Origin of the sequence: Herbidospora mongoliensis (assembly GCF_001570545.1) — a bacterium.
In the GTDB taxonomy this organism is placed as follows: Bacteria; Actinomycetota; Actinomycetes; order Streptosporangiales; family Streptosporangiaceae; genus Herbidospora; species Herbidospora mongoliensis.
In genome coordinates, this window is record NZ_BBXD01000012.1 from 27194 (window position 1) to 40037 (window position 12844).

At 71.2% G+C, this 12844-nt stretch carries 10 protein-coding genes; 4 read left to right on the top strand and 6 right to left on the bottom strand.

What is annotated here, in order from left to right; genetic code table 11:
• Nucleotides 1–722: lytic polysaccharide monooxygenase auxiliary activity family 9 protein (locus AW272_RS14985; protein WP_245657551.1), on the bottom strand; the 722-nt coding region annotated here is incomplete at its 3' end.
• Nucleotides 723–1075: 353 nt separating this feature from the next.
• Between AW272_RS14985 and ispG the strand changes: the two genes are divergently transcribed.
• The 3 genes from ispG (at nt 1076) to AW272_RS15000 (ending at nt 4895) form a co-directional block, all read left to right on the top strand.
• A complete protein-coding gene (ispG, locus tag AW272_RS14990; RefSeq protein WP_066364814.1) occupies nt 1076–2242 on the top strand; it encodes a flavodoxin-dependent (E)-4-hydroxy-3-methylbut-2-enyl-diphosphate synthase in 1167 nt (388 codons plus the stop codon).
• Nucleotides 2243–2332: 90 nt separating this feature from the next.
• Nucleotides 2333–4018, top strand: coding sequence for an alpha/beta hydrolase (locus AW272_RS14995; RefSeq protein WP_066364816.1), 1686 nt, complete (start codon nt 2333–2335; stop codon nt 4016–4018).
• A 34-nt stretch (nt 4019–4052) separates the two neighbouring features.
• Nucleotides 4053–4895 (top strand): GNAT family N-acetyltransferase, encoded by an 843-nt coding sequence (locus tag AW272_RS15000; RefSeq protein WP_066364818.1) that lies wholly within the window; start codon nt 4053–4055, stop codon nt 4893–4895.
• Between the two features lie 107 nt (nt 4896–5002).
• Here AW272_RS15000 and AW272_RS15005 read toward each other — a convergent pair whose 3' ends face one another.
• From AW272_RS15005 to AW272_RS15020, 4 genes are all read right to left on the bottom strand, one after another.
• Nucleotides 5003–5389, bottom strand: a complete 387-nt coding sequence (locus tag AW272_RS15005; RefSeq protein WP_066364819.1) for a DUF3037 domain-containing protein — start codon at nt 5387–5389, stop codon at nt 5003–5005.
• A complete protein-coding gene (locus AW272_RS15010) occupies nt 5386–6144 on the bottom strand; it encodes a HipA family kinase (RefSeq protein ID WP_066364821.1) in 759 nt (252 codons plus the stop codon). The genes AW272_RS15005 and AW272_RS15010 overlap by 4 nt, the downstream gene beginning before the upstream one ends.
• 189 nt (nt 6145–6333) lie before the next feature.
• Complete coding sequence (locus AW272_RS15015) at nt 6334–7662, bottom strand: alkyl sulfatase dimerization domain-containing protein (protein WP_066364822.1); 1329 nt, start codon at nt 7660–7662, stop codon at nt 6334–6336.
• A gap of 48 nt (nt 7663–7710) precedes the next feature.
• On the bottom strand, nt 7711–10314 hold the full coding sequence (locus AW272_RS15020; RefSeq protein ID WP_275527298.1) for an AAA family ATPase: 2604 nt from the start codon (nt 10312–10314) through the stop codon (nt 7711–7713).
• A gap of 253 nt (nt 10315–10567) precedes the next feature.
• On the opposite strand from AW272_RS15020, the gene AW272_RS15025 reads away from it, so the two are divergent.
• Entirely contained in the window at nt 10568–11446 is an 879-nt protein-coding gene (locus AW272_RS15025) for a hypothetical protein (protein WP_066364824.1), read from the top strand.
• On the opposite strand, the gene AW272_RS15030 is transcribed toward AW272_RS15025, so the two are convergent.
• On the bottom strand, nt 11434–12816 hold the full coding sequence (locus AW272_RS15030) for a CHAP domain-containing protein (protein WP_218010905.1): 1383 nt from the start codon (nt 12814–12816) through the stop codon (nt 11434–11436). The two genes, AW272_RS15025 and AW272_RS15030, sit on opposite strands and share 13 nt — an antisense overlap.
• Between the last annotated feature and the right edge of the window lie 28 nt (nt 12817–12844).

Sequence of the window (12844 nt, forward strand, 5' to 3'; positions counted from 1 at the left end):
GTCGGCGTGGGGGTGGGGGTCGGCGTCGGGTTGGGCGACGGGCTCGAGGTGCCGCCGATGCCGGTCACCTGGCCGTTGCCGCCGTCGAAGACGACGTCGGAGCAGCCGTAGAACGTCTCGTTGCTGTCGGAGCGCTGCCACACCGAGTAGATGATGTGACGGCCGCTCTTGCCCGACGGCAGGTTGGCGTTCCAGTAGTAGTAGGCGTTCTCGTTGCCCGGCGAGCCGACGCTCGGCGGGTTGGTCGAGGAGTCGAACGGCGCCGACTCCAGGTCGCTCCACGCCAGCGGGCGGGTCGGGCTCCAGGAGTCCTTGGTGATGTAGAGGCGGAACGTGCCCGGGTGGGCGGCCCACTTGTTGTACCGCATCTGGAGGCTCGCACCCGAGGTCAGGTGCGTCACGGGCCAGTCGTTGCGGGCCAGGTCGAAGCCGCTGAAGTTGTAGACGACCGCCGCGCCGGAGCACAGGGAGCCGTCAGGGATGAACCCGGACATCCGGCCCGCGCCGTCGGAGCGCAGCGTCGCGAACCAGTTGTAGAGGGAGTTGGTCCCGCTCTGGTTGACCGCCGCCGCGCAGGCCGCGTTCTTGGGCTGGATGGCGCCGTTCTGGTTCAGGCCGTCCTTCCAGCACAGGTAGGTACGGCTGCCCGGCACCATCAACGCGCCGTGGGCCTGGGCGGGGCTGGAGGCCAGCACGGTCACCGCCATGGCTGCCAGCGCCACGATGGCGGTGGCTATGGCGGTGAGTCTGAATCTGATCGTTCTCTTACGCGGTCCGACCACGGATGTCCCTTTCACCTGGGCATGGCTCGCCGGGCCGGAGGCCATCCGGCCACTGCCAGCCTCTTATGGGGCGGCCAAACGCCGCATTGCCGCGGGAGCGCTCACGCGATTCGGAATGTAAACCGCGGTTTCCCGGGTGCCCAGGTCACGGCGGTCAGATGCGGCTTTTGCCCAGGTCGGGGATGAACGATTCATCGGAAGCTGGGGCAGCGGGTTGCCGCGAGGGTTTGGGTGATCCGCCGCCTGCCTAGACTGAGGGACGTCAGGGACGACCCTTAGCGCAAGGTGCTGAAATGTCTGTTGATCTCGGGATTCCCTCCCTACCGGTCAAGCCGATCTCCCCCCGGCGCCGCTCGCGTCAGATCATGGTGGGCTCGGTTCCGGTCGGCGGTGACGCCCCGATCTCCGTGCAGTCCATGACCACCACGCTGACCTCCGACGTCAACGCCACGCTCCAGCAGATCGCCGAACTGACCGCCTCGGGGTGCCAGATCGTCCGGGTCGCCGTCCCGTCGCAGGACGACGCCGACGCGCTCCCCGCGATCGCCAGGAAGTCCCAGATCCCGGTCATCGCCGACATCCACTTCCAGCCGAAATACGTCTTCGCCGCGATCGACGCCGGTTGCGCGGCGGTCCGCGTCAACCCGGGCAACATCAAGAAGTTCGACGACAAGGTCGGCGAGATCGCCAGGGCCGCCAAGGCGGCGGGCACCCCGATCCGCATCGGCGTCAACGCCGGCTCCCTCGACCCCCGCCTGCTCCAGAAATACGGCAAGGCCACCCCCGAGGCGCTCGTCGAGTCGGCCCTGTGGGAGTGCTCCCTGTTCGAGGAGCACGACTTCCGCGACATCAAGATCTCGGTCAAGCACAACGACCCGGTGGTCATGATCAAGGCCTACCGCCTGCTGGCCCAGCAGTGCGACTACCCGCTGCACCTGGGCGTGACCGAGGCCGGTCCGGCCTTCCAGGGCACGATCAAATCGGCCGTCGCGTTCGGCGCCCTGCTGGCCGAGGGCATCGGCGACACCATCCGGGTCTCGCTGTCGGCGCCGCCGGTCGAAGAGGTCAAGGTCGGCAACCAGATCCTCGAGTCGCTCAACCTGAAGACGCGCGGCCTGGAGATCGTCTCCTGCCCGTCGTGCGGCCGGGCCCAGGTCGACGTCTACACCCTGGCCGACCAGGTCACCGCCGGGCTCGACGGGCTCAAGGTGCCGCTGCGGGTGGCCGTCATGGGCTGCGTCGTCAACGGTCCCGGCGAGGCCCGCGAGGCCGACCTCGGCGTCGCCTCCGGCAACGGCAAGGGCCAGATCTTCGTGAAGGGCGTGGTCGTCAAGACCGTGCCCGAGTCGCAGATCGTCGAGACCCTGATCGAAGAGGCGCTGCGCCTGGCCGAGGAGATGGGCGTCGACGTCGACCTCGACGACGACGACGCTCCCGGTCCGCAGGTCATCGTGAGCTAATGATTCGGTAATCGCCCCTGACGACTCCGTGTAATCGCCCCATCACTTAGGGGAAGCTGGCCTCTGTCGTGTGAGCAGAGGAGAGAGCGCGTGAAGCGAGTCGTCGGGGTGGTCTCCGGTGTCGCGATCCTGTCCACCGGGCTGGTGACAGTACTGATGGCCGAGCCGGAGAAGGCCGATGCCACGCCGGCGATGCCTCCGATGCGGATCGCCTGGGGGCCGTGCGTCAGCGCGGCCGCCAAGCTGACCCCGCCTGCCACGCTGGCCGAGATCTTGAAGGAACTGACCGGGCCGGGCCTCGGGCAGACCATGCCCGCCCGGCGTGCCGGCGCCGCCGAGTGCGCGAACGTCCGGGTGCCGCTCGACCCGGCGCAGCCCGGCGGGCAGCAGATCACCCTGGCGCTGAACCGCATCAAGGGCACCGCGCCCCGCGACGGCAACCACCTGGGGCCTCTGCTGGTCAACCCGGGCGGGCCGGGGGCCTCCGGGCTCGCGCTGGCCCGCCACGTCGCGGCCTCGCTGCCGCCCGAGGTGGCCGCCCGCTACGACGTGATCGGCTTCGACCCGCGTGGCGTCGGGGCCAGCAGGCCCGCGCTGAACTGCGTCGACCCCAAGCGCTACTACGCGCCGCCGCGCGCCGACAACGTGCCGGCCGACGAGGCCGCCGAGCGGGTGCTGCTGACCAGGGCCGAGACCTACGCCGCCGGCTGCGGCAACAAGTACGCCTGGATGCTGCCGTACATGACCACCGAGAACGCGGCCCGCGACGTCGACGCCCTGCGCCGCGCCCTCGGCGAGGAGAAGATCAGCTGGCTCGGCTACTCCTACGGCACCTACCTGGGCACGGTCTACGCCACCCTGTTCCCCGACCGGGTGCGCCGTATGGTGCTCGACAGCGTGGTCGACCCCACCAAGATCTGGTACGACGCCAACCTCGACCAGAACGTCGCCTTCGACGAGCGCCACCGCGACTTCCTGGACTGGGTGTCCGACCACAACGACCTGTTCCGCCTGGGCGACACCGAGGACGAGGTCTCCTTCGCCTGGTACGGCATGCGCAAGCGCCTGGCCGAACGCCCGGCGGGCGGGATCGTCGGCCCCAGCGAGCTCGACGACACCTTCACCGTCGGCGGCTACAGCGACGCCGTCTGGGCCACGTTCGCCCGCGCCTTCTCCGACTACGTCCGCAAGGGCGACGTCACCGCCCTGGTGGCCGCCTACCGCCAGCACGGCGAGAACGACGCCGCCGACGAGAACGGCTACGCCGTCTACCTGGCCACCCAGTGCCGCGACGCCGCCTGGCCGCGCGACTGGAGCCGCTGGCGCGCCGACGCCCGCCGTCTCTACGCCAAGTCACCGTTCATGACCTGGAGCAACACCGTTTACAACCTGCCCTGCGCCTTCTGGCCGCACGCGGGCGGCCAGCCGGTGACCGTCGGCGGGGCCAAGAGCTTCGCGCCGGTCCTGATCCTCCAGTCGCGCCGCGACGCCGCCACGCCGCTGCGCGGGGCGCTGACCGTGCGCGACCGGTTCCCCTCGGCCCGGTTGCTGCTGGTCGGAGGGGGTAACCACGGGGTCAGCTTCGGCGGGAACTTCTGCGTCGACCGGCAGGTGGCGGCCTACCTGAAAGACGGGGTGCTGCCCGACCGGCGCCGCACCGGCGGCGAGGCCGACCTGACCTGTCCGGACTCCGGAGCCCGGACGGCCGTCCGCATGGCCTCCTCCGGCGGTGGTAACGATCACGCGCGGCTGACCGAAGTGCTCCTCGGTCGCTGACCAATCGGGGGGTCTGGCGTAGGCTGGGCGGGTGATGCTGCGTACGTCGGCGTCGCGCGTGCTGGACGACAACGATCGTGACGAGGTGCTCCGGATCCTCGACGCCGATCCGGTCGCCAACGTCTTCGTCGCCTCCCGGGTCAGGTCGGTCGGCCTGAATCCCTCCCGGTTGGGCGGCCAGATGTGGGGGTTCGGCCCGCGCGGCGGGCTGACCTCCCTCTGCTACGCCGGTGCGAACCTGGTGCCGGTCAACGCCTCCCGTGAGGCCGTCCACGCCTTCGCCGACAGGGCCCGCAAACAGGGCCGCCGCTGTTCCTCGATCGTCGGCCCCTCCCTCGCGGTGGAGCACCTCTGGGAAAGGCTGGAGCCCCATTGGGGTCCGGCGCGGGCGATCCGCTGGGCCCAGCCGGTCATGTCGATCAGCGCGGCCCCACAGGTCGCCACTGATCCGCTGGTCCGCCGGGTGCGCCCCGAGGAGTTCGGCACCGTCCTGCCGGCCTGCGTGGCGATGTTCACCGAAGAGGTCGGGGTCTCACCCGACAACGGCGACGGCGGCGCGCTCTACCGCTCCCGGGTGGCCGAACTGATCCGCATCGGCCGCTCCTACGCCCGCATCGACGAGGGCCGGGTGGTCTTCAAGGCCGAGGTCGGCGCGGTCACCCCGCAGGCCTGCCAGATCCAGGGCGTCTGGGTCGACCCCCTCTACCGGGGGCGCGGCCACGCGGCGGCCGGGATGGCGAGCGTGGTCGAACAGGCGCTCAAGTTCTTCGCCCCCGTGGTGACTCTCTACGTGAACGACTACAACCTGCCCGCCCGCGCGGCCTACCGCCGGGTGGGCTTCCGCGAGGTCGACACGTTCACCTCAGTGCTCTTTTAAGCCGGTTTCTGGACGAACTGGGCAAGCGGCCAGGCTGCTTCCGACTCGACGTGGCTTGATCGGGCGGCTCCGCCGCCCGACATTTCGGTATATCGACGCGGGGCGATCTACCTGGACGGGATCCTGACGAGCCGGTCGAGCAGCCGGTTGGTCGCGGCCTCCGGATCGTCGGTGAGGCCCGCGTGGACCGGGCCGGTGCGCACGATCGTCGAGCGCGGCGCGGTCAGCCAGCGGAACCGGCTGCCCAGCGATTCCTTGGTCAAGGGGCCGTCGTCGGCGGAGCAGCCGAGCTCGTAGGCGATGAGGGAATGCAGGACTCCGGCCACGTCCGCGGACGGGCAGATCGCGTTGAGGCGGCCGGCGTCCAGGTCGGTCCGGGCGCACAGGTAGTCGCGGGGCTGGCAGTAGACGATCACGCCGGCGTTGATCAGTTCGCCGCGCTCGATGTCCGGGACGACCTGGATCAGCGCGTACTCGTAGACGTCGCGGGTCATGAGCGCCAGAATCCGCCGATCGTGTTGGTCCGCACGTGAGTCTTGGGTGCCGCGGTCAGGTCGGGATGCCAGGCGGTCGAGGCGGCTCTCGTCAGCAGGTGGTCGACGTAGGCGTCGCGGGAGTCGTCGCCGAGCCACTCGTCGGGGACCTGGTCGACCGCGTGGCGCACCAACGCCTCGGTGACCGGCAGCGGGACCAGTTCCGTCGCGAAGCGGGTCATGACGTGGTCGCTCGCGTCGAACGGGCGCAGCGGGTCGGCGCGAGGCCAGTTGTGGTGGAACCAGAGGGCGGCGCCGTGGTCGATCAGCCTGATGGCGTCGTGCCAGACCAGCAGGTTCGGGTTGCGCCACGACCGGTCGACGTTGTGGATCAGGCCGTCGAACCAGATCAGCTTCCCGGCGAACTCGGGGTCGGGGTTCCAGACCGGCGGGTCGAAGCCCAGCGCGCCCGGGAGGAAGTCGATGGCCAGGTTGTCGCCCGCGCTGGCGTTGAGGAGGTCCTGGATCTCCTCGTCGGGTTCGCGGCGGCCGAGCTGCGGGTCGAGGTCGATCACCTTCAGCTCGGGGGTGGCGAAGCCCAGCCCCCTGGCCAGTTCGGCGCAGACGACCTCGGCGACCAGCACCCGACGGCCCTGCCCGGCGCCCCGGAACTTGACGACGTAGGTGCCGAGGTCATCGGCCTCCATCACGCCGGGCAGCGAGCCGCCCTCGCGTAGCGGCGTGACATAACGCGTCGCCGTGATCCGTTCCAGCACGCCGGACAGGGTAGCGGACAGGCGCGTACCGGGCGCTCGTAAGGGAGCCGATCGCCTGGACGCGCATCGTCCGGTCAGGTGCGGTGTTCCGGGCGTTCGGGGGAAGCCGATCGCCCGGGGTCGCGCAGGGGATGTGGTCGGTGGGTGGTGTGCCGGGCCGATCGCGTCGCAGCCGATCGGCCCGGGGTCTCACCGGTCCTGCTGACGGTCGTGGGCGGGGACCCACCACATGCGGCCGTCGGATACCTCGTGGTAGACGTCGAGCAGGTCGCAGCCGGTCACCTTGCTGCGCGACTCGGCGGCTGCCCAGGCGTAGACCCCCCGGGCCATCGCGCCGCGTTCCTGCTGGACGCGGAGGGCGTACACCCTCGCTCTTATCTCGTGGATCTTGTGGTCGTCGGGCTCCGCCTGGACGGCGAGTTCGGCGAGCTGGCAGGCCAGCCGAAGATCGCCCTCCGCCGCGGCGACCACCGCACGCCCCGCCACGGTTCCGGCGCCCGCCGCCAGGTCGGCGATGGCGCGGGCGAAGACGGCGTCCGGGGCGGGCTTGAGGCTCGCCGGGTTGCCGTCGTGCCAGCCGCCGTGCAGGCGCCAGATGTTGCGCACGATGAACTCGGGCTCGTCGTAGTAGGGCTGCAGATAGGGGCGCTGCGACAACTCCGGCGGTGGCTTCACGGTGTGCAGGATCTCGTCGAGGCGCGCCCCCGCGTTCATCAGGTCGAGCGTCTGCTCGACCAGACTGTCGAGGTAGTCGGCCGTGTCGATCAGGGCCCGGCGCACCCGCAGGGCGCCGGTGATCGGCAGGCCGTGGCCGGGCAGCAGGATCTCCGCGTCGAGGGTGGCCATCGTCCGCAGCGCGACGGCCCACTCGTCGGGGAAACGCTGTACCCGCTGCGGGTTGCCGGCGCTGGGCGTCACCCAGACGAACAGGTCGCCGGTCAGCAGGATGTTCCGTTCGGGGATGTGCGCCCACGTCGCGTCGTCGGTCTCGCCGCGCGCGTGGTGCAGTTCGAAGGTCAGGTCGCCGAGCGTCAGGGTCAGCCGGTCCTGGTAGGTCAGGTCGGGCACTCGGTAGGTGGCCGGCCACTGCATCTGGCCGAACCCGAACTGGCGCTGGTTGATGACCGAGTTGTATCCGGCGGTCCTGGCATATCGGGCGAACCGGTTCGCCACACCCTCATGTGCGACGACGATGGGCCGCGTCCCTTCTTCGTCGTCGAAGCACTCCATTCCCCCCACATGGTCGAAGTGCCCATGAGAAAAAACGGCGTAGCGAACCGGTTCCTCCGACCAGGCCCGGATGGCCTGGTGCATGGCTGGGGCGTCGATGGCGTTGCCCGTGTCGAACAGCGCCAGCCCCGCCTCCCCTTTGATCGCGTAGACGTTCCCGAAGGCCGGCCACATGGCCACGCCCTCGGCAACCTCCTGTACGCCGTCGGAACGGAGTTCGGCGAGCGGCACCTCGTGCGCCCGCACGGCTCCGCGCCACACTTTGTCGGCGTACTCCAGGATCCCCATGGGGCAGATCTTGTCGTGCTGGCTTCGTTTGTCGCAGTAGGGAGTTCCCTACAGCTCGCCCCGCTCGACGGCCAGGGCCACTTCGAGACGGGACCGCAGGCCCGTCTTGGCGTAGACGCGGCTCAGGTAGACCTCGACGGTCTTGCGGCTGTAGTGAAGTTCGTCGGCGATCTGCGGGTTCGACCGGCCCTCCGCGACGAGTTCGATGACGCGGCGTTCTGCCGGGGTGAGCGCGGCGGTGGGGGCGGGGGCGATGCCGGCCTCGCGCATGTGCTGGAGCGTGCGGTCGCGCCAGGGGGCGGCGCCGAGCGCGGTGAAGGCCGTGTGGGCCTTGGCGAGCTGCGCCGGGTCGGCGTACATGCCCAGGAGGAGGCGGGCGCGGGCCTCCTCGAAGGGGAGGCCGCGTGCCTTCTCCAGCGCCGCCTGGGCGCGCTCGGCGTCGCCGAAGGCCCAGGCCATACCGAGGTCGGCGGCCATCTTGCTGCGCGGGGTGCCGTTGCGGGCGGCGTCGTCGAGCCGTTCGGCGGCGGGACGGCCGCCGACCGCGTCACCCGCGACGGCGTGCCACAGGACCTCCACAGCCAGCGCCCGGTGCACGACCTCGGGGACGCCGGTGGCCTTGGCCCGCTCGATCGAGCGCAGCGAGGCGACCCGGTCACCGGTGCCGAGGAACAGCCGGGCGCTGTACATGTGGCGCAGGCCCGCCTGGGTCGCGCTCGCCGGGGGCGGGTCGGCCAGGATCGCCCGCGCCTCGTCGTAGTGGCCCTGGTCGAGCAGGATGTCGGCCTCGACGTTGCGCAGCAGCGCGTGGTTGACCAGCAGTCCGGCCTCGGTGAGGGGCCCGGCCGAGGCGCGGATGTCGGCCAGGGCCCGCTCCCACTCGCCGCTCAGCCGCCGCACCACGGCCGTGGTGCGGGCGTTCTGCCCGGCGATGTCGTGCCAGCCGAGGCCGCGGTGGATGTTCTCGGCCTCCTCGAGTAGTCGCAGCGGCCTGGCCAGTTCGCCGCCGGTCGACAGCACGTGCGCGGCAGACTCCAGCGCGGCCAGCCGGGCGCCCGGCGGCATCGCGGCGGCGAACGTCAGCAGGAACGACACGGCCCGCTCGGTCTGCGCCCAGTCGCCCTCGACCAGCGCCCACATGGCCAGCGCGCCTGCCGTGATGGCGCGGTCCTCCGGCGGGCAGCTCGGCAGGCCCGCCCACGCGCGGCGCGCGTCGTCCTCCTGCGGGCGGCCCAGCTCCGCGAGGAGCAGCGCCCGCTGGGCCTGCAGCGCGGTCGGGTCGTCGGCACGAGGGAGCTGGCGGGCCAGGATGGCGAGCGCGACGTCGTACCAGCCCATCGCGTGCGCGGCGCCGACCGCCACGTAGGAGGTCCGGGTGGCGCGGCGGCCCGGGGGGAGCAGCGCCAGCGCCCGCTGCGCGGAGTTGAGCGCCATCGCCGGGCGGGAGCCCTTCCAGAAGGACAGCGCCTGCGACGCCAGCAGTTCGCTCTTGTCCTCGCTGATCTCGATGGCCCGGCCGAACCAGTGGGCCGCCGACAGCGGGGCGGTCCAGCGGGTCACCTCGGCGGCCCGCAGCATCGCCGTGCGCGCCTCGTCGGGGGCGCCGCCCTCGGCCATGTGGGTGGCCCATTCGAGCACCCTTCTGGCGCCGCTGAGGCCCTGCCGCTGGAGCATCCCGGCGATGCGGACGTGCAGGCGGCGGCGTTCCCCGGCGTTGAGGTCGGCGTGCAGGGCCTCGGCCACCAGCGGGTGGGCGAAGGCGTAGCCGTCGCCGGTGTCGACCAGCACCTCGTCGCGCACGAGTGCGACCAGGGCGCGCTCGGCGGCGCGCTCGTCGAGCCCGGCGAGCTCGGCCACCGCCTCCAGCGTGCCCGGGGTGTCGATCGCGGTGGTGTCGCGGGTGCGGCCCAGCGTGGCCAGCACGCGGGCGAGGTCGCGGCCCGCCTTGTCGCGCTGGAAGATGCGGCTCAGGATCGCGCCCCTGCGGGCGCCCGGGTCGGGCGAGCTCACCGCTCCGCCCTGGACGAGCGCGAGCACCGCCTCCTGGACGAACCACGGGTTGCCCTGGCTGTCGGCCAGCACCCGGTCGAGCATGCTGTCGCTGGGCGCCCGGTCGAGCAGCGACGTGATCAGGTCTCTGACCTCGGCGCGGGACAGCGGGTCGAGCCCCACCGCCATGTCGACGTCGAACGCCGGCGGCCGGCGGCCGGTCACCACGATCGCGAGCCCGGGGCAGCTGCGCGGCAGCGACTTGAGCAGCCGGATGGTGTCGGCATCGGCGTGGTGCACGTCGTCGATCGCCAGCAGGGTCCGGCCCGGTAACCCGGCGATGAGCTGGGCGGCCAGCGCTCCCGGCGCGCCGACCGTGTGGCCGGTCTGCTGGCCGTGGCCCAGCGCGGCCCGGTCGATCGCGTCGTAGAGCTCCCACAGCCGCTGCTGCGCCCTCGGCTCGCGGCCGAGCGACTCCAGGGCGTCGACGAGCGGCGCGTAGGCCAGGCCCTCGTCGAGCTCGCGGGCCCTGCCTCTGAGCACGCGGAAACCCGCCGCCTGCGAGGTCAGCTCACCCAGCAGATGGGTCTTGCCGAGGCCCGCGGCACCGGTGATCAAAATGGTGCGCGGCGTTTCCCGCAGAGCCGATTCCAGCTCACGCAGGAGTTGGACACGGCCGAGGCCCCTGTCGACGGGACGTCACCCCCTTCACGTGCGTCACAGAGCTGACGCGGTGATCCGGTTGAACGTTCACCCGAGGTGTGCAGAAATCGTAGATTGCCACGCGGATCGTGACTAGCGCGAGAGGCGGGCGGCCGAAGTCCGACTGTGAATCCGTCCGAAGGAAGCGCCTCACGGTCAGATTCGGCGATTAGTGACATGGCGAACGGGTGCGCCGGAACGTACATGTCGAGACGTGGCTAACACCGATGAGCAACTCGGCCTGGCCGCCGTGGTACGGGCGGCCCTCACTCCGTTGCCGAAGGACGAATGGCTCCCAGGGTGGGCGGCCCTCGGCGCGACCGGCTTCCTCGGCTGTCTGGTGCCCAAGGTCTCAGGCGGTCTGGGGCTGCGGTTCGCCGACACGATCCCGGCGTTCACCGAGACGGGCCGCGCCGCGCTGGCGGGACCGCTGGTGGAGACCTGCGTGCTCGGCCCGCTGCTGCTGCCCGAGCGGTATCACGGCCCGCTCGCCCGCGGCGAGCTGCGGGTGTCCGCACGGATCGGAGACACCGTCTACGCGCCCGACGCCGACGCCGCCGACCTCCTCGTCGTCGAACGCCCCGGCGGCCTTCTGGAGGCCTTTCAGGCTTCCTCCGTACGGCTCACGCCCCGCCCCGGCCTCGACCCGCGGCGCCGCCTGTTCAGCGTGTCGACCGAGGCTCCCGGCATCCGCCTGGGCACCCGCGTCGCGGCCCTGCCCGCCTTGCGGATCGCGACGGTCGCGGTGGCCGCCCAGCTCGTCGGCCTGGCCCGGCACCTGTGCGCCGTGGCTGGCCTGCCACCCGGCGGGGCCGAGTGCGCGAGTGCTCTGGTGGACGAGGCCGCGACCGTTGCCGGCGACCACGAGGCCAGACCGGAGGACGAGGTCGTCAGGGCCGTCAGCGCCGCCAAGGCCGCCGCGGGAGAGGCGGCCGCGGAAGCGGCCCACGCGATCCAGCGGCAGGGAGCGCGTGGGCACGACATCTGGGTGGCAAGGGTGTGGTCACTCGGGTCGGCGTACGGAGACACCGGTCTGCACCGGGCGCGGCTGCGCGCCGCGAGCCTGGGGATTCCAGAGCTCTACCGCCGGTGACGGCCTCGATAGTCCTTCGGCGCCGAGGAGGACGCCGGGCGCCGGTGGCTCGTCAGGAAGGCCATCGCCAGGAGCACCACCAGCACGGGCGCCACCAGTCCCTGCGCGCTCAGGGCGAGCGGGGCGGGGTGGGGCGTGTGCTGGAACGCGGCCACCGGGAGGGTGCTGATCTCCGGGACCGGCTCGTCGTGGACGGATCGACTGCTGAGCGGCGACTCCGCCGCCATCTCCTTGAGAAGGATGACCTTCGGGGAGGGCAGCCGATGGAGCTTGGCGACCGGCTGGGCCACCTCGGTGCCGGCCTGGATGTCGGTCTGGATGTCGTCCTGGATGTCGGACGTGATGAGCGGACTGCGGCCGGGACAGATCCCGGTGTCGGAGCCGACACACCAGCCGACGTCGGGGCCGGTGTCCGATCCGGTGTCCGATCCGGGATCGGACCTGTTCCCCGGCCAGGAGTCGGAGCCGATGCCGGGCCGGTGCTCCGAGCCGCCACCGGACCTGGTGTCGGACCTGAGTCCCGGTCCGAGGTCGGACCGGGAGAAGAACCCGGTGCCGCTCTTGCTCTCGGATCGGGAGCCGGACTCGGTGTCGGACCTCAGCAGTGGCCCGATGTCCGATCCGGTGCCCGTTTCGCTCCCGGGCCCGGTGTCGGACCTGGTGAAAGGCCCGTGCTCGGGCCTGCTGTCCGAGCCGGTGTCGGACCTGTTCCAGGGCCCGCCGTCATCGATGCCCGGCCTGGGACCTGATTCGTCGTCCGGCCCGATTCCGGGCCTGGGGCCCGGACCATCGTGGGACCCGATGCCCGGTCTGGTGTCCGAGCCGCCGCCGGACCTGGTGTCGGACCCGGACCTGGAGTCTCTGCCGGAGTCGGTGCGTGGCGCCGCGCCGGAGTCCGTGTCGGCGGTGGTCTGCTCGAGGATCTTCTCCGGGTAGCCGAACCCGACGACCGCCCCGAGGTCGTGGGTCTGCTCCTTCACCATGTTGCCGCTGTTGCCCTCGATCGAGGTGAAATCCTCACCGTCCACCTTCGTCACGAGTCCTACGTGGTCGATGCCATCGACGCTCCCTCCGCCGTTCCAGTCGAAGAAGACGACCGCTCCCGGTTCCGGTTCGCGGCCCCAGGCCCCCTGTGCCTGAAACCACTGCGCATGCGCGACCGTGTAGGAGAACTCTCCGAACCACTTGCTGTAGCCGAGCTGGTTGGCTCCCCACGAGAGGAACATGTCGCACCAGGGCTGGTACGAGTAGTCACTGTCGGTCTCGACGGCGTTGTACCAGTCCCCGAACTTGGTGTAGCCGCCGCCTTGCTCTCGGTAACCGATCTCCTGTCTCAGCAACGTGATGATCTTCTGCATCTCTGGGGTCATATGCGACATCCATTACGCGTCGGGGTCA

Bases quoted from the DNA above. Each gene is read 5' to 3' on its own strand.
- ispG (WP_066364814.1), top strand. From the start codon at position 1,076: ATGTCTGTTGATCTCGGGATTCCCTCCCTACCGGTCAAGCCGATCTCC.
- AW272_RS15000 (WP_066364818.1), top strand. From the start codon at position 4,053: ATGCTGCGTACGTCGGCGTCGCGCGTGCTGGACGACAACGATCGTGAC.
- AW272_RS15005 (WP_066364819.1), bottom strand. From the start codon at position 5,389: ATGACCCGCGACGTCTACGAGTACGCGCTGATCCAGGTCGTCCCGGAC.
- AW272_RS15015 (WP_066364822.1), bottom strand. From the start codon at position 7,662: ATGGGGATCCTGGAGTACGCCGACAAAGTGTGGCGCGGAGCCGTGCGG.
- AW272_RS15030 (WP_218010905.1), bottom strand. From the start codon at position 12,816: ATGACCCCAGAGATGCAGAAGATCATCACGTTGCTGAGACAGGAGATC.